Annotated in this window: 27 protein-coding genes and 1 tRNA gene; 7 read left to right on the top strand and 21 right to left on the bottom strand. The window is 64.8% G+C overall.

All coding sequences use genetic code 11. From position 1 onward, the window contains the following. Nucleotides 1–81 precede the first annotated feature (81 nt). The 4 genes from CK224_RS18055 to CK224_RS18070 form a co-directional block, all read right to left on the bottom strand. On the bottom strand, nucleotides 82–1,557 hold the full coding sequence (locus CK224_RS18055) for a M81 family metallopeptidase (protein WP_095782648.1): 1,476 nt from the start codon (nucleotides 1,555–1,557) through the stop codon (nucleotides 82–84). Nucleotides 1,558–1,636: 79 nt separating this feature from the next. Further along, the gene (locus CK224_RS18060; RefSeq protein WP_067001418.1) at nucleotides 1,637–2,464 is read right to left on the bottom strand and encodes a carbohydrate ABC transporter permease; all 828 of its coding nucleotides are present in this window, start codon (nucleotides 2,462–2,464) and stop codon (nucleotides 1,637–1,639) included. Continuing rightward, complete coding sequence (locus CK224_RS18065) at nucleotides 2,461–3,330, bottom strand: sugar ABC transporter permease (RefSeq protein ID WP_067323139.1); 870 nt, start codon at nucleotides 3,328–3,330, stop codon at nucleotides 2,461–2,463. Before CK224_RS18065 ends, CK224_RS18060 begins: the two co-directional genes overlap by 4 nt. A gap of 303 nt (nucleotides 3,331–3,633) precedes the next feature. Beyond that, nucleotides 3,634–4,863, bottom strand: coding sequence for a sugar ABC transporter substrate-binding protein (locus tag CK224_RS18070; protein WP_095782649.1), 1,230 nt, complete (start codon nucleotides 4,861–4,863; stop codon nucleotides 3,634–3,636). A 171-nt stretch (nucleotides 4,864–5,034) separates the two neighbouring features. On the opposite strand from CK224_RS18070, the gene CK224_RS18075 reads away from it, so the two are divergent. Genes CK224_RS18075 through CK224_RS18085 form a run of 3 tightly spaced genes read left to right on the top strand, consistent with a single transcriptional unit; the run spans nucleotide 5,035 to nucleotide 7,766 of the window. Beyond that, complete coding sequence (locus CK224_RS18075) at nucleotides 5,035–5,805, top strand: SDR family oxidoreductase (RefSeq protein WP_095782650.1); 771 nt, start codon at nucleotides 5,035–5,037, stop codon at nucleotides 5,803–5,805. Between the two features lie 2 nt (nucleotides 5,806–5,807). Next, on the top strand, nucleotides 5,808–6,875 hold the full coding sequence (gene ugpC, locus CK224_RS18080; RefSeq protein WP_095782651.1) for a sn-glycerol-3-phosphate ABC transporter ATP-binding protein UgpC: 1,068 nt from the start codon (nucleotides 5,808–5,810) through the stop codon (nucleotides 6,873–6,875). A gap of 9 nt (nucleotides 6,876–6,884) precedes the next feature. Beyond that, entirely contained in the window at nucleotides 6,885–7,766 is an 882-nt protein-coding gene (locus tag CK224_RS18085) for a MurR/RpiR family transcriptional regulator (RefSeq protein ID WP_067001412.1), read from the top strand. Between the two features lie 104 nt (nucleotides 7,767–7,870). Here CK224_RS18085 and CK224_RS18090 read toward each other — a convergent pair whose 3' ends face one another. Together CK224_RS18090 and CK224_RS18095 are read right to left on the bottom strand one after the other, a co-directional pair. Beyond that, entirely contained in the window at nucleotides 7,871–8,182 is a 312-nt protein-coding gene (locus tag CK224_RS18090; protein ID WP_067001410.1) for a DUF167 family protein, read from the bottom strand. A 9-nt stretch (nucleotides 8,183–8,191) separates the two neighbouring features. Next, a complete protein-coding gene (locus CK224_RS18095) occupies nucleotides 8,192–8,482 on the bottom strand; it encodes a YggT family protein (RefSeq protein WP_095782652.1) in 291 nt (96 codons plus the stop codon). Between the two features lie 140 nt (nucleotides 8,483–8,622). Here CK224_RS18095 and CK224_RS18100 point away from each other — a divergent pair. After that, nucleotides 8,623–8,698, top strand: a tRNA-Ala gene (locus CK224_RS18100). A gap of 38 nt (nucleotides 8,699–8,736) precedes the next feature. On the opposite strand, the gene CK224_RS18105 is transcribed toward CK224_RS18100, so the two are convergent. Then, a complete protein-coding gene (locus CK224_RS18105; RefSeq protein WP_128372275.1) occupies nucleotides 8,737–9,072 on the bottom strand; it encodes a hypothetical protein in 336 nt (111 codons plus the stop codon). Between the two features lie 276 nt (nucleotides 9,073–9,348). Between CK224_RS18105 and CK224_RS18110 the strand changes: the two genes are divergently transcribed. Beyond that, a complete protein-coding gene (locus CK224_RS18110; protein WP_067001405.1) occupies nucleotides 9,349–9,528 on the top strand; it encodes a hypothetical protein in 180 nt (59 codons plus the stop codon). Between the two features lie 54 nt (nucleotides 9,529–9,582). Here the strand turns inward: CK224_RS18110 and CK224_RS18115 are convergent, their stop codons facing one another. The 12 genes from CK224_RS18115 to exbB form a co-directional block, all read right to left on the bottom strand. Then, a complete protein-coding gene (locus CK224_RS18115) occupies nucleotides 9,583–10,077 on the bottom strand; it encodes a hypothetical protein (RefSeq protein ID WP_067001403.1) in 495 nt (164 codons plus the stop codon). Between the two features lie 125 nt (nucleotides 10,078–10,202). Continuing rightward, nucleotides 10,203–11,591: a multicopper oxidase family protein gene (locus CK224_RS18120; protein WP_095782654.1), complete on the bottom strand. Its 1,389-nt coding sequence runs from the start codon at nucleotides 11,589–11,591 to the stop codon at nucleotides 10,203–10,205. Between the two features lie 129 nt (nucleotides 11,592–11,720). Beyond that, complete coding sequence (locus tag CK224_RS18125; RefSeq protein ID WP_095782655.1) at nucleotides 11,721–13,529, bottom strand: ABC transporter ATP-binding protein; 1,809 nt, start codon at nucleotides 13,527–13,529, stop codon at nucleotides 11,721–11,723. Between the two features lie 151 nt (nucleotides 13,530–13,680). After that, nucleotides 13,681–14,625 carry an acetamidase/formamidase family protein gene (locus tag CK224_RS18130; protein ID WP_095782656.1) on the bottom strand — a complete coding sequence of 315 codons (945 nt, stop codon included), beginning with the start codon at nucleotides 14,623–14,625 and terminating at the stop codon, nucleotides 13,681–13,683. Further along, on the bottom strand, nucleotides 14,615–16,258 hold the full coding sequence (locus CK224_RS18135; RefSeq protein ID WP_095782657.1) for an ABC transporter substrate-binding protein: 1,644 nt from the start codon (nucleotides 16,256–16,258) through the stop codon (nucleotides 14,615–14,617). Before CK224_RS18135 ends, CK224_RS18130 begins: the two co-directional genes overlap by 11 nt. Before the next feature lie 33 nt (nucleotides 16,259–16,291). Beyond that, on the bottom strand, nucleotides 16,292–17,212 hold the full coding sequence (locus CK224_RS18140) for an ABC transporter permease (RefSeq protein WP_066998214.1): 921 nt from the start codon (nucleotides 17,210–17,212) through the stop codon (nucleotides 16,292–16,294). Next, nucleotides 17,209–18,075, bottom strand: coding sequence for an ABC transporter permease (locus tag CK224_RS18145; RefSeq protein WP_210199662.1), 867 nt, complete (start codon nucleotides 18,073–18,075; stop codon nucleotides 17,209–17,211). The genes CK224_RS18140 and CK224_RS18145 overlap by 4 nt, the downstream gene beginning before the upstream one ends. A 19-nt stretch (nucleotides 18,076–18,094) precedes the next feature. Next, nucleotides 18,095–18,697, bottom strand: coding sequence for an ANTAR domain-containing protein (locus CK224_RS18150; RefSeq protein ID WP_066998217.1), 603 nt, complete (start codon nucleotides 18,695–18,697; stop codon nucleotides 18,095–18,097). After that, a complete protein-coding gene (locus CK224_RS18155; RefSeq protein WP_095782658.1) occupies nucleotides 18,694–19,788 on the bottom strand; it encodes a transporter substrate-binding protein in 1,095 nt (364 codons plus the stop codon). The genes CK224_RS18150 and CK224_RS18155 overlap by 4 nt, the downstream gene beginning before the upstream one ends. A gap of 160 nt (nucleotides 19,789–19,948) precedes the next feature. Further along, the gene (locus CK224_RS18160) at nucleotides 19,949–20,917 is read right to left on the bottom strand and encodes an energy transducer TonB (protein ID WP_095782659.1); all 969 of its coding nucleotides are present in this window, start codon (nucleotides 20,915–20,917) and stop codon (nucleotides 19,949–19,951) included. After that, nucleotides 20,914–21,399, bottom strand: a complete 486-nt coding sequence (gene exbD, locus CK224_RS18165; protein WP_095782660.1) for a TonB system transport protein ExbD — start codon at nucleotides 21,397–21,399, stop codon at nucleotides 20,914–20,916. Before exbD ends, CK224_RS18160 begins: the two co-directional genes overlap by 4 nt. A gap of 7 nt (nucleotides 21,400–21,406) precedes the next feature. Continuing rightward, the gene (gene exbB / locus CK224_RS18170; protein ID WP_245425980.1) at nucleotides 21,407–22,405 is read right to left on the bottom strand and encodes a tonB-system energizer ExbB; all 999 of its coding nucleotides are present in this window, start codon (nucleotides 22,403–22,405) and stop codon (nucleotides 21,407–21,409) included. A gap of 185 nt (nucleotides 22,406–22,590) precedes the next feature. Between exbB and CK224_RS18175 the strand changes: the two genes are divergently transcribed. Together CK224_RS18175 and CK224_RS31305 are read left to right on the top strand one after the other, a co-directional pair. Further along, entirely contained in the window at nucleotides 22,591–23,265 is a 675-nt protein-coding gene (locus CK224_RS18175; protein WP_095782662.1) for an isochorismatase family cysteine hydrolase, read from the top strand. Beyond that, on the top strand, nucleotides 23,262–23,432 hold the full coding sequence (locus CK224_RS31305; RefSeq protein WP_170950272.1) for a hypothetical protein: 171 nt from the start codon (nucleotides 23,262–23,264) through the stop codon (nucleotides 23,430–23,432). The genes CK224_RS18175 and CK224_RS31305 overlap by 4 nt, the downstream gene beginning before the upstream one ends. A 45-nt stretch (nucleotides 23,433–23,477) precedes the next feature. Here CK224_RS31305 and CK224_RS18180 read toward each other — a convergent pair whose 3' ends face one another. Both CK224_RS18180 and CK224_RS31310 read right to left on the bottom strand, forming a co-directional pair. Beyond that, nucleotides 23,478–24,416 (bottom strand): LLM class flavin-dependent oxidoreductase, encoded by a 939-nt coding sequence (locus CK224_RS18180; protein ID WP_095782663.1) that lies wholly within the window; start codon nucleotides 24,414–24,416, stop codon nucleotides 23,478–23,480. Between the two features lie 143 nt (nucleotides 24,417–24,559). After that, entirely contained in the window at nucleotides 24,560–24,709 is a 150-nt protein-coding gene (locus CK224_RS31310) for a hypothetical protein (protein WP_095782664.1), read from the bottom strand. Nucleotides 24,710–24,864: the final 155 nt, after the last annotated feature.

Here is a 24,864-nt window from a genome sequence, read left to right on the forward strand (position 1 = left end):
GCCTTCAAAAAAGGTCGGCGCTTCACGCGCGGCAACCCCCTCTGGCCGCTTAGCGGCCATCTCCCCCCTCAAGGGGGGAGATCATCGGCGCCACGGATCCTTCACCCTCGGCCAAATCGGCCTCGTCAGCTTCCTGTAATCCGTCACCGCCGGATTGCTGGGATAAGAACTCGGCGCCGCGACATAGATGATCTCGGCGGCGATCGGCGCGAAGCCGGCGTAGAAATGGTTGGTCGACTTGATCAGCAGGATGTCCTTCGACATCGGATCGACGCCGATATTGGAAAAGATGTCCGGCTCGAAGGTCTGCGTGCGGTTGGTGTTGAGGATGACGTCGACCTCGGTGCCCTCGATGCGAACCACCGCAGCCGGCCCGAGCGTCACCCGGCTCGGCCCGAAGCTTTGCCAGCCCTCGCTGACGGCCTTGAGCACCGTGACGCGCGCGTCGATCGGCTCGCCCGCCTGCGGCCCGGCCTTGCCGCCGAAGCGCAGGTCGATGACGGCGCCATCGCCGGCCGCCTGGCAGAAGGTCACCGCGATCGGATCCCAGATCGTGGCGACGCCGACACTGTCGATCCCGCGCGCCAGCAATTCGGAAAGCACGATGGTGCCGTCGCCCGGCACGCCTCCGCCCGGATTGTCCCAGATATCGGCGATCACCACCGGCTTGTCCTTCTGTGCCGCACGCACGGCAAGCGCCCGCTCGATGCCGGCGGAGGCGGAGAGCATCGTCATCGCCGTCTTTTCGCGCAGCGCATAGAGCTCGCGTCCCAGCGTCTCGGCGAGTTGGTCGCCTTTTTCCTTGTCGTTGTCGGTGACGACCAGGATGCGCGTTCCCATCTCCGGCACGTCGGCGGCCATGAAGCCGTGGATGACCGAGACCGACAGCACGCCGTCCTTGCCGTGCAGCGCTTTGATCTTGTTGACGAAAGAGCGCATCGGCTCGCGGCTGGTCGGCAGCACCTGGATCATGCGGCAGTCGAAGGTCGAGATCACCGGCTTGATTTCGCCCCGCGCCGCGGCAAGGCCGAGCTCGACCACATGCTCGCCGCGCTCGTAGAAATCGGTGTGCGGGAATTCGAGGAAATAGGCCATGATGTCGGAGGCCGCGACGCGCTTGGGCGTCAGATGGCTGTGCGGATCGAATTCCGAGGCGATCACCACCTTCGGCCCGACGATTGCGCGCACACGCTCCAGCAGGTCGCCCTCGCAGTCGTCATAACCCTGCGCCACCATCGCGCCGTGCAGGCCGAGGATCACCGCATCGACCGGCAGGGCGGCATTGAGCTGGTCGAGGATCTCGTCGCGCAGCGCCTCAAAAGTCTGCCGCTGCACCAGCCCGCCGGGCTCCGCCCAGGTGGCGGTGCCTTCTATGACGGTCAGGCCTTCGCTGGCCGCACGCCGGCGCAGCGCCACGATCGGCGAGGAGCACAGCGTCGGCGTCTCCGGATGTTTTCCCGGGCCGGCATAGAAGGCCATCTCGAACGAGGCCCGGTCGGTCGGCACCGGCGAGAAGGTGTTGGTTTCCGTCGCCAGGGAGGCGGTGAAGATGCGCATCAAAACTCCGTGGACTATTTGTTTTTGGCAATTCCGGACGGAAAACCGCTGCACAGTTTTCCTGGAATTGCCGGGATTGCTATTTCACCGCTCCTAATGCCAGCCCGCGCACCAGGTAGCGCTGCAGCCAGATGAAGAGGATCGCCACCGGCAGCGTGGCCAGCAGCGTGGCCGCCATGACATGGTGCCATTCGATCGTGTAGCGGCCGGCGACCAGCGAGAAAACCTGGATCGGCAGCGTGTAGCTTTCCTGGCTGCGCAGCATGGTGAGCGCCACGACGAACTCGTTCCAGGCGTTGATGAAGGTGAAGATCGCCGTCACAGCGATTGCCGGCAGACAAAGCGGCAGGAACACTTTGCGCAGCGTCAGCCAGCGGCCGGCGCCTTCCATCCAGGCGGCCTCCTCGAGGTCGCGCGGAATGGTGTCGAAATAGCTCTGCAGCATCCAGACGGTGAAGGCGACGTTGAAGGCCATGTAGATGAAGCCGAGTGCCGTCGTGCTCTCGACCAGCCCCCAGGCGGCCATCAGCCTAAACAGGCCAAGCACCAGCACGATCGGCGAGATCATCTGCGAGATCAGCAGGAACTGGCGGAAGGCGCCATAACCGGCAAAGCGGAAGCGCGACATGGCATATGCCGCCGGCACCGAGATCAGGATGGCGCCGATCGTCGCCAGCGCCGAGACATAGAGCGAGTTGAGAAGCGCCTGGCCGAAGCCGGTCGCCACCCACATGTCGGCGAAATTCGACCAGCGGAATTCGCTCGGCCACCATGTTGGCGTCAGCACTTCGGTCCGCGGCTTGACCGCGGTGAGGAACATCACCGCGAAGGGGAAGATCGTCACCACGATCAATGGCGCAAGCAGCAGCCAGGCGATGATCGAGCGTTTCAGCTTGCCGTTTCTCATGTGCGTTGCTCCCGCATGGCGAGCCGCACATAGATCATGGTGAAGATGAGCAGGATGACGAACATCACCAGCGACACCGCCGAAGCCTCGCCCAGCTTGCCGATGCGGAAGGCGAGCTTGTAGAGATGAGTGACCAATATGTCGGTGGAGTTCGCCGGTCCCCCTTGAGTCATCACCCAGATGATCGGGAAGGAGTTGAAGACGTAGATCGTGTTGAGCACGATCGCGATGTTGATGAACGGTTTTAGGAGCGGAAAGGTGATCTCGCGGAACTGCTGTAAGGGGGTCGCGCCCTCCAGCGCCGCGGCTTCGTAGAGATCGTCGGGGATCGACGACAGGCCGCCGAGGAAGATCGTGGTGGTGAACGGCACCGTCACCAGAATGCCGATCAGCACCTGCATCGGGAAGGCGGTCTCGGCGCTCGCCAGCCACTGGATGTTCTGGCTGATCAGGCCGAGCTTCATCAGCCCCGAGTTCAGCATGCCGCTTTCGCCGTTGAGCGCCCAGCGCCATACCACCGCCGTCATGGTGAGCGACACCGCCCAGGGCAGCATGATGATGACGCGGGCCAGCCCACGGCCGTAGAAGTCGGTATTGAGGATGATCGCCACCGGGATCGACAAGAGCAGCGCCCCGCCGACCACCAGCACGGTCCATAGGCCGGTGCGCCACAGGGCGGCGACAAAATCGGGATCGGCAGCAAGCGCCCGGAAATTGGCCAGTCCGCTGAAGTCGCGCAGCTGGCCAAAGCGATTCACGTCATGCGTCGAGATCTGCACGAGATCCCAGACGGGCCAGAAGATCACCACCGCCGCCAGCAAAAGGCTGGGAAGCGTCAGCAGATAGGGCACGATACGGCTTTGCATCGGCTGGCCTGCACCGCGTTGCGGGTAGATGGCAGTGGCATTGGTGCTCAAGGCACGTCCCCGCATTCGAATTTCGCTGGCCTGCCGGCTTGGCTGTCGTTCTTCCTGGGCAATTGCATCAGGATTTGCATTCCTCGCCGGCGTTTGCGCCGACATCGATGATTGTCCTTGTCTGAACCGATTGCCCGGTCGTTCTTCCGCAATCCGACAGAAAACCGCGCCCGTTCTCCTGGGATTGCCACACCGGACAGATGTGGCGCGCCCCGACGGGTGGGGCGCGCCACGGGCGCAGGGAGATACGCCCTATTTCTTCAGCACGCCGTTGGCCTTGTCTGCCGCCTCCTTCAAGGCGGCCTCCGGCTCGGCACTGCCGAGATAGATCTTCTGCATGGCGTCGGAAGTGATCTGGGCGATTTCTTCCCAGCCCGGGATGACCGGCGCGAAGCGAGCGTCGGGCAACAGCGCGGTGAAGGCGGCGAGGTCGGCGTTGTTGACGTAATACTCCATCTTCGCCTCTTCCTTGTTCACTGGCAGGAAGCCTTCGCCTTGCGTGAACTTGGCGCGCTGCTCCTTGGTGAACAGGAAGTCGAGCAGCTTCCAGGCCTCGTCCTTGTTCTTGGAGTTCTTGAACATGATGATAGAATCGGTGACGCCATAGGTGCCGCGCGCGCCGGTCGGCCCGGCCGGAATGGCGGCGACGCCGTATTTCAGGCTCGGTGCCTCTTCCTTGATCTGGTTGGAGAGGAATGGCGCGGTGATCATCATGCCGACCTTGCCCTGCTTGAACAGGTTCTGCACGTCCTCGCGGTTGTTGGAGGTCACGCCAGGCTCGGTCAGGCCCTCGTCGATCATCGACTTGTAAAGCTTGGCCGCTTCAAGCGCGCCCGGCGTGCTCAAGCCCGACGTGCCGTCCTTGTTGAGGATCTCGGTGCCGAATGACCACATCGCGTAGTAGTAATAGACGTCCGTCTCGATCTCCTTGCCTTGCAGGCCGTAGCCGAAGGCGCCGACCGCCTTGATCTTGCGCGCGTCCTCCTGCAACTCGGTCCAGGTTGCCGGCGGCTTGGCGATGCCGGCCTTCTCGAACAGCTCCTTGTTGTAATACATGGCACGCGCTGAGGCGGCGATCGGCAGGCCATAGGTATGGCCGTTCATGATCGAGGGCTGCAGGAAGGTGTCTATGAAGCGGTCCTTGAACTCGGGCTTGATGTAGCTGTCGAGCGGCTCGGCGACGTCTTGCTGCACGAAGTCGATCAGCCAGCGCGTGCCGATGATCGACAGATCGGCATTGGTGCCGGCAGTGATGTCGGTGGTCAGCTTCTGCAGGAGCACGTCCCACGGCACCACTTCATATTTGATGGTGATGCCGGGATTGGCCGCCTCGAACTCCTTCTTCACCTCTTCGAAATAGGGGCCGGTCTTGGCGCTGTATTCGGCGACGGTGACGCGCACCTCGCCCGCATCGGCCGGCGCGGCAAGCGCCAGCATGCTCATTCCGGCCAACAGGCCGATAGTCCATTTCGCAAGGCTCATCTGATCTCCTCCCATGATGCGCATTCGCGCCTGGCCCGGTGGGCACAGGATTTATGTTACTTTCCTACATTATCGATGGTTTTCGGGGAAGCAAGCAGTTTATCATGTTGCTTAATTACATTTCGTTGAGTAGCGTTCTCTCCCTGTCGGAAGTGGCGAGGAGCACTGATCGTGGTGTCGCAGGGCGATTTCGAGGGCAAGACAATTGTCGTCACCGGCGCCGGTGGCGGTCTTGGCTCGGCGATCGTGGCGCTGATGGCCGAGCGCGGCGGCCGCATCGTCGGCTGCGACCAGTCGGCCGAGGCGCTGACCAGCCCGTACATCGCCTCGTGCCACGTTTTCAACCTGCTCGACCGCACCTCGATCGAAGCGGCGATCTCAAGCCTGCTCGACAAGGACGGCGTGCCGGATATCCTTGTCAACAATGCCGGCTGGACGCGCGCCGAGACGCTGAAAGCGTTGACGCCGGACAGAATAGAACAGGAGCTCGACCTCAACCTCGCCGGCGTGATGAGTTTCGCCGATCCGCTGGTCAAGGCGATGGCCGCGCGCGGCTCGGGCAGCGTCGTCTTCATCTCCTCGGTCAACGCCATCGCGCATTTCGGCAATCCGGCCTATGCCGCCGCCAAGGCCGGCATCAACGCTTACGCCAAGTCGATCGCCGTCGAGCTTGGCCGCAGCGGCGTGCGCGCCAACGTCGTCTGCCCTGGCTCGATCCGCACTGCCGCCTGGGATCATCGCCTGGCTAAGGATACCGAGATCCTCGGCCGGCTGAAGCGGCTCTATCCGCTCGGCCGCATCGTGAATGCGTCGGAAGTGGCCGAGGCCGTGGCTTTCCTTGCCTCCGACCGCGCATCCGGCATAACGGGCGCCGTGGTGCCGGTGGACGCCGGACTGACAGCCGGCTACCTGCCTTTCATCGACGACATTTTGGGAGCGTGACCATGACCGATGTCCAGTTTCGCAACCTGTCGAAATCCTTCGGCCAGCATAAAATTCTCGAGGACATCAACCTCGAGATCAAAAGCGGCGAGTTCGTCGTGCTGGTTGGTCCGTCCGGCTGCGGCAAGTCCACGCTCCTGCGCATGCTGGCCGGGCTGGAGACGATCTCCTCCGGTGATCTCGTGATCGGCGGCACCCGTGCCAACGACCTGCCGCCGCAGAAGCGCAACATCGCCATGGTCTTCCAGTCCTATGCCCTGTTCCCGCATCTGAGGGCCGCCGACAATATCGGCTTCGGCCCGAAGATCCGCGGCGAGACGCGTGCCGCGATCGACGACAAGGTGAAGAAAGCGTCCGGCGTGCTCAACCTCTTCTCCTATCTCGACCGCTATCCCAGGCAGTTGTCGGGCGGCCAGCGTCAGCGCGTCGCCATGGGCCGCGCCATCGTGCGTGAGCCCTCCGTCTTTCTGTTCGATGAGCCGCTCTCCAATCTCGACGCGCAGTTGCGCGTGCAGATGCGCACCGAGATCAAGGCGCTGCACCAGCGGCTGAAATCGACCATCGTCTACGTCACCCACGACCAGATCGAGGCCATGACCATGGCCGACCGCATCGTCGTGATGGATCGTGGCCGCATCCAACAGGTCGGACAGCCGCTCGAACTCTACGACCGGCCGGCCAACAAGTTCGTCGCCGGCTTCATCGGCTCGCCGTCGATGAGTTTTGTTTCCGGCGCGCTGAAGACCGCCGACGCCAAGTCCTGGTTCGAGACCAAAGGCGGCGGCCGGCTGGCGCTTGCCGGCAAGACAGCGTCCGGCGGCGACACGGTCGAGGCGGGCATCCGCCCCGAGCATTTCATCATCGGCGCGCGTGACGATGCCATCGCCATCGACGTCGACGTGGTCGAGCCGACCGGCTCGGAGACCCATGTCTATGGCTCGATCGGCGACGACACGGTACGCGCCGTGTTCCGCGACCGGCTGCAGGTGAAGCCGGGTGACCGGCTGCCGGTGAGCGTCGACCCGCGCAACATCCATCTCTTCGACAAGGCGACGGGCCTGCCGCTGTGAGATGAAAGGATGAAGACCCCGGCCGACATCATCACCCGCTTGCAACTGATGTCGCAGGACGGCACCAAATCGGACCGCCGGCTGGCCGGCTTGGTGCTTTCCGATCTCGATTTCGCCTCCAAGGCGGCGATTTCGGAGATTGCCGCGCGTGTCGGCGTCAGCGAGCCGACCGTCACCCGCTTCTGCCGCAATCTCGGCTGCGAGGGCCTGCGCGATTTCAAATTCTATTTGGCGCAGGCGATCGCCATCGGCGGTCAGTACCTGTCGCCGGAACCGCTCAGCCGCGACGCGCGCGAGCAGCGCATCGCTTCCGCCATTACCGAGGCAGCGGTCGCCGCCATCCAGCGCGCCAGCGAAAATCTCGACATGACGACGCTGATGGCTGTCGGCGCCCGCATCGCCGGTTCCGGCAATGTGCTGTGCATCGGCTCCGGCGGCATCTCCTCGATGATGGCGACGGAGATGCAAAATCGGCTGTTCCGGCTGGGCCTCTCGGCGCTCGCCCAGGTCGACGGCCAGTTACAGCGCATGTATGCGGCGGTCGCGACACCGGAGACGACGCTGGTCGCCTTCTCGGTCTCGGGCTATGCCCGCTCGGTCATCGAGGCGGTCGAGGTCGCGCAGCAATATGGCGCAGCCACCGTCGCCATCACCGCGCCCGATTCGGCTTTGGCCAAGGTCGCCGACACGGTCATCCAGCTGCAGTCTTTCGAGGACGGCAATATCTACAAGCCGACCTCGTCGCGCTACGCGCTGCTTGCCATTCTCGACATGATCGCCACCACTGTGGCGGAGTCGCGCGGGCCGAAGGTGCTGGAGAACCTGCGCCGCATCAAGCAGAGCGTGAACACGCTGAAGGTCGACGATCCGAAGCTGCCGCTGGGAGATTGAAGCGCCGGCGCTGAACTGCCGATCGCCACGAGTGGGAACCCAAGCGGAGGAAATGTCCGGCAGGACAAAGGCGGGCGCCGGCCCGCCTACCTCTCAAGTTTGGATTACCCGGAAAGCGCCTCGACGCTCTTCGCCAGTTCGGCCGCATCACCCCCTATCCGCAGCGTCTTCAGCCGGGACGTGCCCCCAGCCACTACCGAAACCGCCGATCCCGGCACGCCAAGCGCCTTCGCCACCATCCGCTCCAGGGCCGTATTGGCGGCGCCGTTCTCCGGCACCGCGCGCACACGCGCCTTGAGATGGCTGCGCCCGTCGGCGGCCATCTCAATGCCTTCGATCCGATCCACCGCCGCCTTCGGCGTCAGCCGCACGAAAAGGTCGATGCCGTCGTCGCGCGGACGGAACGGCGAGGCCATGGAACAGCCTTAAGCGACCCAGGACCAGACGGTGGTGATCAAAAACTGGCGGATGAAGAAGATGATCAAAAGAAGAATGATCGGCGAGATGTCGATGCCGCCAAGATCGGGCATGTAGCGGCGGATCGGCCGCAGCGCCGGCTCGGTCAGACGGTAAAGCATATTGCCGACGGTGCCGACGAACTGGTTGCGCGAGTTGACGACGTTGAAGGCATAGAGCCAGGAAAAGATCGCCGAGGCGATGATGATCCACCAGTAGATATCAAGCGCCATGACGATGGTTTGAATAAGGGCGATCATGCCGGTCTCCAAATTGTCGCCGACATGTAGCCATTGCGCGCGGAACGGGCAAGGCCCGGCCGTTTCGGCACTCGACGCCGGGCAGCCGTTTCGCCTTGACATCAAACCGCCGCGACCGATACAAGCCGATCCGCTGGAACGGGGCTGTAGCTCAGCTGGGAGAGCGCATCGTTCGCAATGATGAGGTCAGGGGTTCGATCCCCCTCAGCTCCACCAGCCGAAAAGCAGGGGCGGGCTCTGGGCCCGCCAGTCGCTCAGTCGTCCCAATCGTCCCAATTGTCTTCATCCTGCCGCGGATAGCTGGGGATGACGCGGACAATCGGCCGCTGGCGCTCGTAGCGCCAGTAATACTCGTCCGACGGCTGCGGCTCGTAGGTGCGATAGATCGGCCGGTAGTGCCGCTCGCGCTTCCAATGCTTGTGCTTCTTGTGCGGGCGCACGCAATAGCCGTCTTCGGTCAGGTACGCGCATGTCACATGCGCCTGCTGCACGAGGCCCTCTCCAGCCGGGATACCGATCATCGGCGCCGCCTGAACCGCGGGCGCCAGCGCCAGCATAGTGCCGGCAAGAGTAAGGACGGACAATTTCATCGACCTCTCCATCGTCTCGAATTGGGCGGCCGAAAGACCTTCGGATTCAGGACGATTTGCGGCGACCAGCATCACTTTTCTTTCCCGCCGCACATATGAGCGTCAGATCATGTTTCCACTTGCATCCTGCGTCCTGGACGCCGGCCTGCTCTGTTTCCAGGTCACGAATTGGCAACGAGAAGCCATCTTCCGCGTCATTCCCACGAAACAGACGGGGCGCATTGGGTTGGGCGTCCCGCCGCCGACGTATCCGCCATCCCAACGGAGGAAGTATCAATGTCAGTGGTGGGAATCCTGCTCCATCTCGGCCGTGCCATCATCCATGCGCACAACAACGCCAAGGTCAGGAACCTGATGGACGCCTCGCCGCCCGAAACCCGCAGAGACATGGGCCGGCAAGTTTCACCCGGCGCCTCCGAAAAAGAGCACGGCGCCATTCATCCCGGCGGACGCTAAGGCACTTCCAGGACAAGTGCGAATTGGACGCTCCGCGTGGCCGGTATTGCCCGATCATCTGGAGACCGCCGTCGCTTTGCGATTGCGCTGTCGCGCATAGGCCACGCAGGCGTCCACCGTGCTGACGCAGAGCGCATCGATGCTGTTGGGCAAATTGTTGTCGCCGGCATAGGTCACTTCCGCGACACGGCCGCCGAGCATGCGAATCTGCGTGTTGCAATAGCCGCCGGGCGCGACGTTGACGGACCCTCCAACCGCGGGGATAGCGCCCAGGGCCATGGTCGGCACCGCGATGTTGAGGTTGCCGCGCTGCACGCTGCGCTGATAGGTCCAGATCTGGCCGGAAGGTCCCACATCGGCGGTCGCGGTCGGAAAGCCGGCGCACATGCGGACATCGGCCTCGCTGAGGCCGACCATTTCCCGGCGGGCGGCGGCCGTGGTGGCATCCTCTTTCGCGACCCGCGACGTATCGTCGGGGATGACGCAGGACGACAGGATGGAGATGCCTGCCGCAACAAGGGCAAGTTTTCGAATGCGCAAAGATGTCATGCCGTCGGTCGGAGTTGCGTGCCGCCCCAGCGCCTCTTGCCTACCTAGGCAAGCGGGCAAGGGCGTCAACCCGTCGAGGTCCGCGAATTCCGGGCAAAGGCGAGGGCGCCTATCGCTCCATGCGCTCACGTCACCCGCAAATAGCTCGTCATGCCCGTCTTCTGGTGCTCGATGATGTGACAGTGGAGCAGCCAGTCGCCGGGGTTGTCGGCGACAAAGCCCAGCTGCACCTTCTCGTCGGGCAGATAGGTGTCGGAGATAAGCGGCTGGACCGCGCGCGTCGAGGACGACAGCACCTTGAAGCTCATGCCGTGCAGGTGGATCGGGTGCGCGTGCGGCGTCAGGTTTTCCATGTCGATGATGTAGCTTTGGCCGAGTTTCAGCTCGGCCAGCGGCGCGGTCGGGTCCGGCGTGTCGCCCGGCCACGGTACCTTGTTGATGGCCCAGAAACTATAGCCGAGCGACCCACAGATGCTGTCGGCCGCGACATTTTCGGCCGTGGCGCTCAGCGCCAGCGGAATGCGCCTCGCGGCGGCGACGTCCACCTCCGCCACCGGATTGGGCTCGAGCGGGCCGAGATCGCGAAGATCGCGCTTGAGCGATTGTCCGACCGCACGCAGTGTCGCCAGAACCTTTGGCTTCGTGCCCCTGACATCCCGCAGGCTGACGATCGCGCCTTCGTCGTCGGGCATGCGGATGGCAAGCTCCAGCCGTTGTCCGGGCCCGAGCTGCAGGGCGTCGGGCGCAAAGCGCTGCGGCACCGGATTGCCGTCGAGCGCGATGACGGCGGCCTCGGCGCCGTCGACGCGGAAGCCATAGATGCGCGTGACATCGGTGATGGCGGCCCGCAGCCGCACCAGCCCGCCGGCCGGCGCGTCATATTGCGGCTGGTCGAGCCAGTTAGCCGTGCGCACCGTGCCATAGGTGCCGCTACGCGCCGCATCGCGCGGCCGGAACTGCGCGATGAACTGGCCGTCATCGCCGAGGCGCCAGTCGCGCAGATTGAGCGCCACTTCGGCATCGAAGGCAGGATCGTTCGGGTTTTCCACCACGATGACGCCGGTCAGCCCATGGCCCATCTGTTCCAGCGTGTTGCAATGCGGGTGATACCAGAAGGTGCCGGCGTCTGGCGGCGCGAAGGCGTAGTCGAAATGATCGCCCTGATACACATAGGGCTGGATCATGAACGGCACGCCGTCCATCTTGTTGGGAACGCGGATGCCATGCCAATGGATGGTCGTCGGGTCGTCGATGCCGTTGACGAGCCGCGCAGCGAATGGCTTGCCTTTCTTCATCCTGATGACCGGCGGCGGGCCGGCCTCGCCATAGGTCAGGACATTCTTCGTTGGCGCGCCGGCCATCAACTGCGCTGCAATGCCTGCAGTCTTCAAGATCAGCGGTTCGGGTTTCGCCGCCGCCCAACCGGCGAACTTGCCGGCGGTCGAGAGGCCGATGCCGGCCGCGCCGGCCGCCGCGGCGCCCTGCAGGAGTTTGCGGCGTGTGAGGACCGACATTGAGAATCCGAAACGGGTGAGTGGCGGCTTCAGGCTCTACCATCATTCGCGCACATCCCGAAACGGACAGATCGCCGCTCCCGAAAGCCAATCGAATGCCAGGCTGAATGCGGCAGGCCGTGATCCTGATCAATCTCCGACGGCGGCGAAATGTCCGCCGCCGAAATCCTTGAGCACCAGTTTCGGCACGCTCTCGCCGATCCGCCGCGTCGCGCTTGGAATTTCGCGGTCGAGACGGGCAAAGCGTGGCCGGCGCAATGACGGATCGGGAACAGGCACGGCCTCGATCAGCCGCCGCGTATAGGGATGGCGCGGATTGGAGAACACCTGGTCGCGACTGCCGATCTCGACGATCTGGCCGAGATACATGACGGCGACACGATCCGAGACGTTTTCGACCACCGCCATGTCGTGCGAGATGAACAGATAGGCGACGCCGAATTCGCGCTGCAGCTCCTTCAAGAGATCGAGCACGCGCGCTTGCACCGAAACGTCGAGCGCCGAAACGCTCTCGTCGGCGATGATCAGCTTCGGCCTCAGCGCGAGCGCCCGGGCGATGCAGATGCGTTGGCGCTGGCCGCCCGAGAATTCATGCGGATAAAGCTGCATCTGCTCAGACGAGAGACCGACCCGCTCGAACAGCGCTGCCACGCGTTGGCGCCGTTCTTCCTTCGAGCCGACGCCATGGATCAGCAGCGGCTCCGCCACCAGCTCGCCGACGCGCATGCGCGGATCGAGCGAGGCATAAGGATCCTGAAAGACCATCTGCACGTCGCGTCGCACCGCCTTGCGCTCGTCGCGCCCGAGGCCGGACAATTCGCGTCCGCCGATCGTCACGCCGCCGCTATAAGGAACGAGGCCGGCCAGCGCCTTAGCGGTGGTCGACTTGCCGCAGCCGGATTCGCCGACCAGCGCCAGCGTCTCGTTCGGCGCGATCGAGAAGCTAATGCCTTCGACGGCATGCACCCTTCGGTTGACGCGGCCGAAGAAGCCGCCGCGCAGGTCGAAGCGGACATGCAGGTCTTTCACGACCGCCACCTTGTCTTGCATTGCCGCCGCGTCGGACTCGCCGGAAGCCCGGCGGCGCGCGCCGGAGCCGATGCGCGGAACGGCGGCAAGAAGCTCGCGCGTATACGCGGCTTGCGGCCTCGCAAAAATAGCCGATGCCGTCCCCTCCTCGACCATGCGGCCGTTGCGCATGACGATCACCCGATCGGCCATTTCGGCCACGACGCCCATGTCGTGGGTGATCAGGATCACGCTGGTGCCGTGCTGGCGCTGCAGGTCGCGCAGCAGTTCCAGCACCTCGCCCTGTACGGTCACGTCGAGCGCCGTCGTCGGCTCGTCGGCGATCAGCACGTCGGGTTCGAGCGCCAGCGCCATCGCGATCATCACCCGCTGGCGCATGCCGCCGGACAGCTCGTGCGGAAACTGTTTCAGCCGGCTTTCGGCCTCGGAGATGCGCACCGCCTTCAGCGCCGCAACCGCACGCAGCTTAGCCTCCGTGTGGGATACACCGGTATGCGCCTCGATCGATTCGGTGAGCTGCCGGCCGATCGACAGCACCGGGTTGAGCGAGGTCATCGGCTCCTGGAAGATCATGGCGATGCGGTCGCCGCGAATGTCGCGCATGCGCCGCTCGTCGAGCACCGTCAGCTCGACGGCGCTGCCATCCTTGTCGCGAAGCCGGATCGCGCCGGCGGCGATGCGGCCGGCCGGCTGCGGCAGCAATTGCATGATTGCCAGCGCGGTCATCGACTTGCCGGAGCCGGACTCGCCGGCGATGCACAGCGTCTCGCCGCGTTTGAGAGACAGCGACAGGCCGGATACCACCTCGCGCTCGCCATCCTCGCCGCGCACGCTGACGCTGAGGCCGGCGATTTCAAGCACCGCCTCGCCGGCCAGCGCTGATGGAACTTCGCGAACGCTTTGCGTCATTGCTTTCCCCGAGCAAGTCGGAGCGCCGGTCCCCACCCGGACCTTTGGTCCGACCTCCCGACGAGGGGGAGGTAGGGCGCTGGCGTTTTACCCTCCCTCTTGTGGGGAGGGTCGCTGCGAAGCAGCGGGGCGGGGGTGGGGCGCCGACCTCTCATTCAAACACGCAGCGCGGGAAGTAGAACGACACCACCCAGTTCGGCATGTCGACGATCTCGCTGATCCTGAGATCGCCGCAGACCGAGACCAGCATATAGGCGTCGACCGGGTCGAGCTTGTATCGGCCGGCAAGCAGGTCGACCATCTGACTGACCGCCTGCTTGGCGCCGGTCATCAGGTCGGGCCCGATCCCGGTCGTCACCTCATAACCTTTGGCGTCGAGATGCCGCGTCACCGGGCCCGGCGTGGTGAAGCGCGGCGTCTTCAGCCGCGCGTCCTTCACCAGGTCGAGCTTGAGCACGACGTCCATCGGACTCTCGATCGCAGTGCCGCACACTTCGCCGTCGCCCTGCGCGGCATGCGTGTCGCCGACGGAAAACAGCGCGCCTGCCACTTCCACCGGCAGATAGAGAATGGTGCCGGCGGCAAGGTCCCTTATGTCGAGGTTGCCGCCGACGCGCCGCGGCGGCACCACCGAATGGTGGCCCATCTCGCCCGGCGCGTTGCCGATCGTGCCGGCAAACGGCTTCAGCGGCACGCGGCCGTGTCTGCCGAACAGCGCCGGCTCGAGCGAGCCGGCTTCGTATTTCCAGATGTTGAGTGCCGGCTCCTTGAAGTCGTCGGCAAGCAGACCGAAGCCCGGAATGTTCGCCGTCCAGCCGAAGCCGGACGGCTTGAACATTTCGATCGTCACCTTCAGCGCGTCGCCGGGCTCGGCGCCCTCGACGAAGATCGGCCCGGTCACCGGGTTGATCATGCCGAAATCGAGATTGGCGATATCGCCGACGGTGCTGTCGGCCTTGAGCTGCCCGCCGGAGGAATCCAGGCACTGGAACTCGATCGTCGAGCCAGGTGCCACGCGCTCGGCCGGGGCAAAGGAATTGTCCCAGCCGAAGTGGTGATGGCGCCCGTGGATGGTGTAGTCGCAGTTACTGCACATCTTTCACATACACATTGTCGTAGTTGATCGGGATATGGACCGGGTCGACATAGAGATTGTCGGCGCCGCCCATGCGGGCCGACTTCAGCGTGAAGCGCTGCTCGTTGAAGACCGGCGCCCAGGGTGCGTCCTCCATGATCTTGTCGTAGATCGCGCTCCACATCTTCTCGCGATCCGCGGACTTTGCCGGATCGACGACCGAATCGGCCTCGGCCGCCTTGGCGTCGAGATCCTTGTTGCAGTACCACGCCCAATTCCAGCCGCCCGGCACCGCGCCGGCGCAGCCGAGGATCGGTCCGTAGAAGTTGGACGGATCCGGGAAATCGGCGATCCAGGCCATGCCGCCCGACCAGATCATCGGCGCGCCGGACTTGTCGCCGCCGGCGGCAATCACGTTGGCCTGGGCGAGCGACTGGATGCTGGCCTTGATGCCGATGGCAGCCAGATCCTGCTGGATCGCCTGCGCGATACGCGGATTGGGGTCGGTGTTCATGGCGAACAACTGCGTTTCGAAGCCATCGGGGTGGCCGGCCTCGGCAAGCAGGGCCTTGGCCTTGGCGACGTCATAGGGATAGCCCTTGAATGCCTTGTCGTAACCGGGCATCGAAGGCGGCAGCGGCTGGTTGGCCGGCACCGCGCGGTTGTTGATCATCTGAACGATGCGGTCCTTGTTGATCGCCATGTTGACCGCCTGGCGCACCTTCACATTGTCGAAGGGCGGCATGGTGGTGTTCATGGTGATGTAGCCGGTGTGCAATTGCCCGCCCACCACGACGCGGGCCTTCTGCTCCGGATCGTTCATCACCTCCTGGAATTTGGCCGGCGGAATGCCGTCGCCGGGCACGTCGATCTCGCCCTTCTGCAGGCGCAGCAGCGCCACGATCGGCTCCTGGCCGATCTCGAAGGTGATCTTGTCGAGATGCGGCAGGCCCTTATGCCAGTAGTCGGGATTGCGCTCGAAGACGATGCGCTGGCCGAGCGTCCATTCGGCGAGCTTGAAGGCGCCGGTGCCGACCGGATGCTTGCCAAAGTCGGCGCCGTATTTCTCGACCTCTTCCTTCGGCACCACATGCGAGAAATTGATCGCCATGACATGCAGGAAGGTGGCGTCCGGGCGGGTCAGCTCGAATTTGATCGTATAGGGATCGACCGCGGTGACGCCGGAGAGGCTGTTCGCTTTGCCGGCGGCGACCTCGTCATAGCCTTTGATCGAGCCGAAGAAGCCGGCGCCCGGGCTCTGCGTCTTCGGATTGGTGACGCGGTCGAGCGAGTATTTGACGTCGTTGGCCGTCATCTCCCGGCCATTGTGGAACTTCACGCCGTGGCGCAGCTTGAAGGTGAAGGTCTTGCCGTCCGGCGAGATCTCGTAGCTTTCGGCAAGGTCGGGCTTCAGCTTGGTGGTGCCGGGCTCATAGTCCATGAGCCCATCGAACAAGCTCTTGATCATCGACCAGTTCTGCCAGTCGTAGCCGATCGCCGGATCGAGCGTCGCGACATCGTCCTTATAGGTGATGGTGATGGCGCCGCCCTGCTTGGCGTTAGGGTCGATCGCATCGTCGGCCATCGCGCTTGCCATGCCGAGCATCAGCGCAAGCGCCGAGGCCGCCACGGTGGATGCCAGAAATCGTCTCATGTCACTGTTCCCTTTCTCTGGTTGTTGCCTTGTTCATCTGAGTTTAATTCGGGGGTCGATGAAGGGCGCGATGATGTCGGCCAGCAGGTTGCCGAGCACGATGGCGAAGGCCGAGACCAGGGTGACGCCCATGATGATCGGGATGTCGACGCGCTGGATGGCCTGCCAGGCGAGCTGGCCGATCCCGGGCCAGCCGAAGACGCTTTCGACCACCACGATGCCGCCCATGAAGACGCCGATGTCGATGCCGATCATGGCGACCACCGGCAGGATGGCGTTGGGCAGCGCATGGCGGAACAGGATGGCGCCGCGCGCCAGGCCCTTGGCGCGGGCGGTGCGCATATAGTCCTGGCGCAGAACGTCGATCATCGACGAGCGCATCATGCGCGCATACCAGCCGGCGCCGAGTATGCCCATAGTCAGCGAGGGCAGCACAAGATGCCGCCAACTGCCGTAGCCGCCGATCGGGAACCAGCCGAGCCGGACGGCGAAGACATAGAGCAGGAGCAGGCCAACGACGAATTGCGGCGCCGAGACGCCGACAAAGGAGGCGACCATCAAGGTCTGATCGGTGGAGGTGCCGCGCTTGACGGCGGCGATCAGGCCCATGGTAAGGCCGATCGCGAGCTCGCACAGGATGGCGCCGACCATCAGAAGCAGGCTCGCCGGCAGCCGCGAGACGATGAGCTCGGTGACTTCCGAGCGCTGGATGTAGGAGCGGCCGAGATCGCCGCTGAGCAGCCTTGTGAGATAGTGCCAGTACTGGACGATGAAGGGCTGGTCGAGGCCGAGCTGCCTGCGGATGTTTTCAACCGTGTCGGGCGTCGCGCTGCGGCCGGCGATCTGGCGCACTGGGTCCGCCGGCAGCAGATAGAGCAGCGCGAAGGTGATCAGCGAGACGCCGAGCAGGATGAGCAGCGACTGGATGAGACGTCGGCCGAGATAGGCGATCATGCCCGCCCCCTCTGCGTCGGGTCGAGGATGTCGCGCAGCGCGTCGCCGATCAGATTGAAGGCAAGCGCAAGCGCCAGGATCGCGGCGCCGGGGAAGAACACCAGCCAGGGCGCCGCCTGGAAATAGGTCTGGTTCTCGAAGATGATGTTGCCCCAGGAGGCCGTCGGCGGCTGCACGCCGATGCCGAGATAGCTGAGCGTGGCTTCGAGCAGCACCGTGGTCGAGATGCCGAGCGTGCCCCAGACGATGATGCTCGGCAGCAGATGCGGCAGGATATGGCGCAACAGGATGCGCGGCGCGCTCGCCCCTATCGTGCGCTCGGCATCGATGAACTCGCGCTCGGACAGCGACGAGGTTTCGGTGTAGATGACGCGGGCGGTCTGCACCCAGTTGACCAGCGCGATCACCATGGCAACGATCCAAAGGCTCGGCTCGAACACCGCCGCCAGGCAGATGGCGAGAAGCAGTGCCGGGAAGGCCATCATCAGGTCGGTGAAGCGCATCAGCGCGCTGCCGATCCAGCCGCGGAAATAACCGGCCGTGACGCCGACCAGCGTGCCGATCAGAAGCGCCACGCCGTTGGCGACGATGCCGATGATCAGCGAGGTGCGGGCGCCGAACAGGATGCGGGTCAACAGGTCGCGGCCGAGCAGGTCGGTACCCAGCCAGAACTTGGCGTTCGGCGGCAAGGGCGAACCCTCCAGCGTCAGTCCGTCGAACATCTGCTCGTTGGGATCGTAGCCGGTCAGCCACGGCCCCAGGATGGCGCCGGCAAGCACGATGGCGACGATGAAGAGTCCGAGCAGCGCCAGCGGCCGCTTGAGCAGCCGGCGCCAGACGCCGGCGCGCGGCTTGACCGGCATTTGGCCCGGCGCCGGGAGATCAGGCGCGATGGGATTGGTCACCGCCATCCTCATTTTCCGTCATCGCCACGATCCGCCGGGCCGCTTCCTCGACGCTGATCTGCCAGCTCATCGCCAGCGACCGCAACTGCGCATAGGCGCGATCGTCGTCGCTGCCTTTCGACAGCGCCGCGACTGCGCGCACGATGGTCTGGCGCTCGCCGACGCGCTGGCGCAGCGACGCGATCTCGTCGGCCAGCCGTTTCCCCGCCTCGAAGCTTTGCCGGGCGATCAGCAGCGCGCTGTACACGCCGGCATTGCCGACCGGTTTCAACAATTGCGCGTCGGCTTTTTGCGACAGCGCCCATTCGATGCGGCCCGGCGCTTCCGAACCGATCAGCGCCACCAGGGGCATCGGCGCCTCGCCCGGCTGCCACGGGAACTGCTCGTCGAAGCCGAGATCGGCGTCGAAGAAGACGAAATCCGCGGCAAGCGCCTCTGCCGGCAATTGCGGCCAGCATTCGACCGCCTCAAGGCCGATCGCCGACAGCTGCCTGGTGATCGCCTGCACCGTCGCGTGCGGGCGATGCAGCACGAAAGCCCGCGCGCCGCCGAGATTGGGGATGCGTGCGGACCGGCTCACGACACCACCCTGAGCCGCGGACGGCCGAAGGTCTTCGCCGGGTCGTAACGCGACAGATAGGGATCGGGCGCCACTTCTTCCTCGCGGCTGACGACCTCGAAAAATCCATCGGCGATGCGCCCGATGATCACCGGCAGGGTTGCATGCTGCGTGTGCGGATCGATTGCGATAGACCCCAGGCGCGTCGTGAAGCGGCGCCCGGCGAAGGCTTTTGAGAACGCCGCCGGGCCGGCGTCGGGATCGCCGGAGAGCACGTCCGCCATCACTTGCACCGATGCATAGGCGGACGCCTCGAAGGACGAGGCGAAGGCAGCCGGGCGCGGCGCGAAATAGGGTCCGGCCGACAAATGGCCCCTGCCCGTTTCGCCGATCGCCGGCAACTCGCCCTCGGTGAGATTGCAGGATATGACCGGGCAGGCGTCGGCCTTGAAGGCCGCATTCTCGCGTCCCAAGTCGCGATATGCCGCCAGGAAGGCATAGGACGAGGTGCCGATGAGGTTGTTGAGGATGAAATTCGGCCGCGTGGCGCGGATTTCATCGATCAGGCGCGAAACGTCGGTTTCACCGATGCGCAGGTAGCGCTCGCCGAGCACCTTGCCCGCAGCGTCGGCGATCAGGTCGCGCGCGACGCGGTTCATCTCCCAGCCCCAGATATAGTTCGAGCCGAGCAGGAAGCCGTTGGCGCCGAAACGCGGCGCTACATGAGCCATCAGCGGAACCAGATGCTGGTTCGGGCAGGCATGCATGTAGACGACATGCTCGTTGGCCTCGAACCCCTCATAGGGGCAGGCATACCAGAGCATGCCGCCCGCCTTCTCCAGCACAGGGATCGTCTCCTTGCGGCTCCAGGAGGTAATGCAGCCGATCACGTGGCGGGCGCTGCTGGTCCGGAAGATATCCTCGCAAAGTGAGGCGTAGCGGTCGGCATTGCTTTGCGGATCGCGTTCGACCGGCACCAGCTCGATCCCGCAGCTTCGGTCGGCATTGATGTCGGCGATCGCCCGCATCGCGCCCGTACGGCACGCGTCCGAGACGAGCTGGTAGCTGCCGGATCGCGAATAGAGGACGCCGATCTGGATACGCCGTTTCAAGCAATGCCCCAAAAATGAAAAAGCCCCGCAGCCGCCGCCGACAGGCGAGGCATACGAGGCATTCTTGCCGTCCGGCGACCGAGGCCGATATGTTCGCAGCTACCCTATTCCCTACCGCCCGCCAGTCAAGCCTCAAAGTTGCATGGCCGCGGCGGGGCATCTAATCGCGCAGGCTGAAGACGAAAGGCGCGGTGCGGGTGACGTGGGCGCCGAGTTCGGCCGGCGGCGCCGGCACCGACGCGCCCTGCAACACGCCGAGCGCGGCGCGATCGAGATCCGGATCGCCCGAGGATTGCGCCAGCCGGGCAGAGACCACCCTGCCGGAGACGTCTACCGTGAAGGTTACAGTAGGCGTGCCCTCGACGCGCCTGGAGCGCGCCGCGCTTGGATACCGAGTATTCCGCCTGATCCATGCCGCCAAGCTGGAATTCCAGCGCGACGGGCTGACGCTCGATCGCGACACCGACTCGGAGGATTGCGGCGCGGCGGCCTTCGCGCCTGCGTTGGCATCAATGCTGGCCATCGTCACGGCCTTTGGCGGCCTGGCCTTTGCCCTTTTCCTCTGGTTCGGCTTTTCGACCGGCTTCTTTTCCACTTTTTTCCTCGCCTCGACGGGCTGGCTTGCCTTCGGCTGCGCCTCGACAGGCTTTGGCTGCGGCAGTGGAACGACGATGTCAGGAGTAACTGCCTCGACAGGGTCGGGCACGACCTCGTCCAGCGGCGGCCGCTCGCTGAGCGCAGCTACTGTCTCCGTCGGTTCGGCCTCCGCCGCCTTGTCGGAAACGACCGGCGGCTCGGCGACCGGCTCGACCCTTTTCATGACCGGCGCCGGATCGGTCACCGGTTTCACTTCGCTGACCCCCGGCGCCTCCTCGATTGCATCGGGCGGCTCCGGCGTGACCGTGTCCAGCTCTTCCGGCACGGCAGGCGTCGTCGGCAGCGGCGCCATTTCGACAGCCAGCGCCGGCGGCGGGCCGCCGTCCGGCACCTCAACAAAGCTCAGATTCTGCACCGCATAAGCGACCGCGACATGTGCGGCGAGAATAACCGTGGCCGCGCTTGCCCACAGACCGGCTTCGCGGAAGCCGAAGCGTGGCTGGGTGGACAAGGCGGCGATCGCTTGCGTCATTGCGCCGCGCTTCCGCTTGTCGCCGGCGCGGAGGTGGCGCCCGCGGCCGCAGCCCCGGTGCCGGACGCCGTCTCCAGCCCGACCAGCGCGATCTTGAGGTAGCCCGCAGCGCGCAGCAGGTTCATTACCTCCATCAGCTCGCCATAGCCCACCGTCTTGTCGGCGCGCAGGAAGATGCGCGTCTGCTTGTCGCCCTTGGTGCGGCTGTGGAGCACGGTGGCGAAGCTCGGTCGCGGCACAGCCTCATTGCCGATCGCCAGCGAAAGATCGCTTTTCAGCGTCAGGAACAGCGGTGTCTCGGGCCGTGGCGCCGGCAACGCCGTCGATGCCGGCAAGTCGACATTGACATCGACGGTCGCAAGCGGAGCCGCGACCATGAAGATGATCAAAAGCACCAGGATGACGTCTATGAACGGGGTGACGTTGATCTCGTGGCTTTCCTCGAGATCGTCGCCGGCCGTCTCGCGAATCCGCGCCGCCATTGGCCGCTCACTCCGCTGCCAACGCGGTTGCCGGCGGCACCGTGCGAAAATCGAGGTCGCGGCTGACCAGCCGCTCGACGCCTGCCGAGACGTCGGCGAGGATCTGCCTGTAGCCGGCTATCGATCGCGCGAAGACATTGTAGATCACCACCGCCGGGATCGCAGCCACCAGACCCATTGCCGTGGCGAGCAGGGCTTCGGCGATGCCCGGCGCCACCACCGCAAGATTGGTGGTCTGCGCCTGCGAGATGCCGATGAAGGCGTTCATGATGCCCCAGACGGTGCCGAACAGGCCGACGAAGGGCGCCGTGGAGCCGATGGTGGCGAGCAGGCCGGTGCCGCGCGACATGCGCCGGGACGCTGCCGCCTCGATGCGCGACAGCCGCGAGGTGACGCGCTCCTTCAGGCCATCACCTGATGCATGGTCCAGCGCGCCCGCCGAAAGCGCGCGCTCTTCCTCCGCCGCCCGCACCAGCAGCGCGCCCGGGCCACCGCTGTGGCCGAGCGCGCGGCCGGCCTGCATCAGCGTCGCGGCATTGCCGATCGCGTTCGCCGCGCGCCGCGCCTTGAGCTTGCCGCCGACGATCTCCAGCGACTTGGCGAGCCAGATCGTCCAGGTGACCAGAGAAGCGAAAGCAAGTCCGACCATCACCGCCTTCACCACGATGTCGGCGTTCATGAACATGCCCCAGGGCGACAGGTCATGCGGCAGCGTCAGAGCAATGGCGGAAGGCTCTTCGCCCCCAGCAGTGCTCGGCGCCGGCTGAACGCGCGGTTCGGTCGGTGCGGCAGCGGTTGGTGCCTCCGTCGCCGGGGCCTGCGCCCCGGCCGGGGCCTGAGCTGGCTGCGCGGCCGCCGGAGCTGTCATGGGCTGCTGAGCAGGCGCTTGTGCAACCGGTACCGCGGGTGCAGCCTGCTTCTGTGCCGCCGCGATGTCGGGAAGGATCGAGCCGGCCGCAAGAATGGCGAACGCGGCCAGCACCACAAAAAAAACGTTCCGGGACAAGGCTAGTCCTCGCGTTATCATTGCACGCCAATGCCGTCTGACTAGAAAACATGAGTTAGAGAGTCAACTATTAAGATCTTCCATCATCAACAAATAATCCGGGTCGGCGCATAGGGACTCCGTGAGGCCTGGACTGCGACGCCGTCGCTGGGCCACCATGCCAGCCGCAACCGAGGCAGCAGGCGATGATCAAGGCGACCCCGTTCGACTTCCCCTATGACGGCAGGCTGGTGCCGCAAGACACCGCCCTGCTCGTGATCGACCTGCAGGAGGATTTCCTGTCGCCGACAGGCTATTTCGCCAGGAAAGGTTACGACCCTTCGCCGCTGCGGGCCATTCTGCCGACGGTGAACCGGCTGATTGCGGCGGCGCGCGCCGCCGGCCTTGCCATCGTCCACACGAGACAGGGCTACCGCGCCGACATGGCCGACATGACGGCCTACGAGAAATGGCGCCGCAAGCGGGCGGGACTGGACGGTACCGACATCCTGCTGCGCTCCAGCCCAGGCTTCCAGATCGTCGCCGACATAGAAGTCGGGCCGGAGGACATCATCGTCGACAAGACCTGCAACGGCGCCTTCACCTATACGGATCTGGAACTGGTGCTGAGGGCGCGCGGCATCACCCATCTGATGTTCACCGGCTGCACGACCGATGTCTGCGTTCACACCACGCTGCGCGAGGCCTGCGACCGCAATTTCCAATGCCTGACGATTGCGGACGCCTGCGCCAGCGGCGACGGCCGGGCGCACGAAGCCGCGCTCGATATGGTGACGGTCGAGGACGGCGTCTTCGGCGCGCTGGCGAGCTCGGAGGCGGTGATCGCCGCGCTGTCGCGGATCGCAGAAGAACGGAATTGATATCGGTCGAAGGCCGCCCCGCCATTCTGGTCACCAGCCCGGATCGTCCGGACGGGCCGCCGCGCTTTTTCATCCTCATCGATTGGGAGAACGGCCGGATTGCCGGCATCCGCGATTTCCTCTTCGCCGACTATGTCATGGATGGCGTCGATTATGTCCCGTCTTGATGAAACCGGCAGCCGCAGCGGCCGGTCTCACCTCGCCCCGCGATTTCATCGAAGGTGTGCCCCGGTGAACGAACGCGACGCGAACGTTCCTGGCGCCAGGGTGTCGGCGTCGCACCGCGCCAGCGAATTCGCGATCAGCGTGACCGTCTCGCGGCCGATCCGCGCGATCTCGCCGGGACGGTCGATACCGCCGATCATGAATTCCTCGATGCCTAGCGCGGTATAGGGCAACAGCGAGAGCGCAAGCCGCGCCGGCGGCCCCGCGACCTCGACCGCCTTGTGGTCGGAGGCGCCGGACCAGCCTTCGGGGCGAATGCGGACGGGAAGCGCGAAGCGCAATCTGCCGGCGCGGCCGTGCTCGGCTGCAGCGCCGCGCACACGCTGCATCAACTGCGCGACTTCGTCCGGCGAGCCGGCCGCCAGCTCGAATATATCGGCATGCCGGCCGGCGACCTTCAGCGCTGTGCCGGACTGGCCGCCGAGCCGGATGCTGAGGTCGCCGCCATGCGGGCCTTTGCGCGGCACGTAACCGCCTTTGACGCTGTAGAAGGCGCCTTCATGGTCGAAGGGCTTGTCGTTCGACCACAGCCGCTTCAGCAGCACCAGATATTCGTCGATGCGTTGCCACACCACGCTGTGGCCGGCCGGCCGCGGCTCGGCGTCACTGTCCTGCAGCGGCTCGCTCAGCATCCTGAGCGACAGGCGGCCGCCGCCTCTGCGGTCGAGCGCCGCGAGCTGCCTTGCCGCCACCGCCGGCTCGACCACGCCGGCCCAGTGCGTCAGCACCACTTCCAGCGCCGGGGTGCGGTCGAGCGTCTGCGCGGCGATCTCCATATTGGTGAGCAGGCCGGCCGGATCGTCGATCACCAGCTTGCGAAACCCCGCATCCTCGATCAGCGACAGCTTGGTCGCCGTCTCGGCGAAATCGTAGAAGAAGCTGCCATTGGCAGGCTTACCGGGAACATGCGTGAACTCGATCGGCATTGCCATCTCCTCCGTCACGTTGCTTGCCCGCTCCACCTCGAACAATCCAAATGCGCGCCGACGCGCCCTGGCGCTCGGCCAGTCATCTCTCCGGTTACTTCAACTCAGATTTTCGGACGGCGGGGCCCTAGGCCCCGGCTCTGTCAGGGGATGATCCCAAGCACCACCGCGCCGGTGAACACGAATGCCAGCGCGAAAACGAGATAGGCGAAGGTTCCGCCATAGGCGGGCCTCCAGCTCCGGTCGGTGGTCAGCCTCTGGCCTTCGCGCTGAGCATTCTGCATGTAGGTCATGGTCGAACCTCCGTCTCGGCCATTAATCTATAAAGATAGTAGACTTTGTCGAGTGCTATTTTTCGACGATTCTTGGAAGGACGTCCTCGGAAACGGCAACTTGAGGGGCGTTTATTCTCAGCCGAGATCGAAAACCGTCCGGGGACGCGCCACCG

It is taken from the genome of Mesorhizobium sp. WSM3862, assembly GCF_002294985.1.
Taxonomy (GTDB): domain Bacteria; phylum Pseudomonadota; class Alphaproteobacteria; order Rhizobiales; family Rhizobiaceae; genus Mesorhizobium.

What these genes read in the sequence shown, in the direction of transcription:
- CK224_RS18145 (WP_210199662.1), bottom strand. Translation starts at nt 18,075, where the DNA reads ATGCCGGTCAAGCCGCGCGCCGGCGTCTGGCGCCGGCTGCTCAAGCGG.
- CK224_RS18125 (WP_095782655.1), bottom strand. Translation starts at nt 13,529, where the DNA reads ATGACGCAAAGCGTTCGCGAAGTTCCATCAGCGCTGGCCGGCGAGGCG.
- CK224_RS18175 (WP_095782662.1), top strand. Translation starts at nt 22,591, where the DNA reads ATGATCAAGGCGACCCCGTTCGACTTCCCCTATGACGGCAGGCTGGTG.
- CK224_RS18070 (WP_095782649.1), bottom strand. Translation starts at nt 4,863, where the DNA reads ATGAGCCTTGCGAAATGGACTATCGGCCTGTTGGCCGGAATGAGCATG.
- CK224_RS18085 (WP_067001412.1), top strand. Translation starts at nt 6,885, where the DNA reads ATGAAGACCCCGGCCGACATCATCACCCGCTTGCAACTGATGTCGCAG.
- CK224_RS18140 (WP_066998214.1), bottom strand. Translation starts at nt 17,212, where the DNA reads ATGATCGCCTATCTCGGCCGACGTCTCATCCAGTCGCTGCTCATCCTG.
- CK224_RS18060 (WP_067001418.1), bottom strand. Translation starts at nt 2,464, where the DNA reads ATGAGAAACGGCAAGCTGAAACGCTCGATCATCGCCTGGCTGCTGCTT.
- CK224_RS18055 (WP_095782648.1), bottom strand. Translation starts at nt 1,557, where the DNA reads ATGCGCATCTTCACCGCCTCCCTGGCGACGGAAACCAACACCTTCTCG.
- CK224_RS18105 (WP_128372275.1), bottom strand. Translation starts at nt 9,072, where the DNA reads ATGAAATTGTCCGTCCTTACTCTTGCCGGCACTATGCTGGCGCTGGCG.
- exbD (WP_095782660.1), bottom strand. Translation starts at nt 21,399, where the DNA reads ATGGCGGCGCGGATTCGCGAGACGGCCGGCGACGATCTCGAGGAAAGC.
- CK224_RS31310 (WP_095782664.1), bottom strand. Translation starts at nt 24,709, where the DNA reads ATGACCTACATGCAGAATGCTCAGCGCGAAGGCCAGAGGCTGACCACC.
- CK224_RS18090 (WP_067001410.1), bottom strand. Translation starts at nt 8,182, where the DNA reads ATGGCCTCGCCGTTCCGTCCGCGCGACGACGGCATCGACCTTTTCGTG.
- CK224_RS18180 (WP_095782663.1), bottom strand. Translation starts at nt 24,416, where the DNA reads ATGCCGATCGAGTTCACGCATGTTCCCGGTAAGCCTGCCAATGGCAGC.
- CK224_RS18115 (WP_067001403.1), bottom strand. Translation starts at nt 10,077, where the DNA reads ATGACATCTTTGCGCATTCGAAAACTTGCCCTTGTTGCGGCAGGCATC.
- CK224_RS18110 (WP_067001405.1), top strand. Translation starts at nt 9,349, where the DNA reads ATGTCAGTGGTGGGAATCCTGCTCCATCTCGGCCGTGCCATCATCCAT.
- ugpC (WP_095782651.1), top strand. Translation starts at nt 5,808, where the DNA reads ATGACCGATGTCCAGTTTCGCAACCTGTCGAAATCCTTCGGCCAGCAT.
- CK224_RS18065 (WP_067323139.1), bottom strand. Translation starts at nt 3,330, where the DNA reads ATGCAAAGCCGTATCGTGCCCTATCTGCTGACGCTTCCCAGCCTTTTG.
- CK224_RS18135 (WP_095782657.1), bottom strand. Translation starts at nt 16,258, where the DNA reads ATGAGACGATTTCTGGCATCCACCGTGGCGGCCTCGGCGCTTGCGCTG.
- CK224_RS18130 (WP_095782656.1), bottom strand. Translation starts at nt 14,625, where the DNA reads ATGTGCAGTAACTGCGACTACACCATCCACGGGCGCCATCACCACTTC.
- CK224_RS18160 (WP_095782659.1), bottom strand. Translation starts at nt 20,917, where the DNA reads ATGACGCAAGCGATCGCCGCCTTGTCCACCCAGCCACGCTTCGGCTTC.
- CK224_RS18120 (WP_095782654.1), bottom strand. Translation starts at nt 11,591, where the DNA reads ATGTCGGTCCTCACACGCCGCAAACTCCTGCAGGGCGCCGCGGCGGCC.
- CK224_RS18095 (WP_095782652.1), bottom strand. Translation starts at nt 8,482, where the DNA reads ATGATCGCCCTTATTCAAACCATCGTCATGGCGCTTGATATCTACTGG.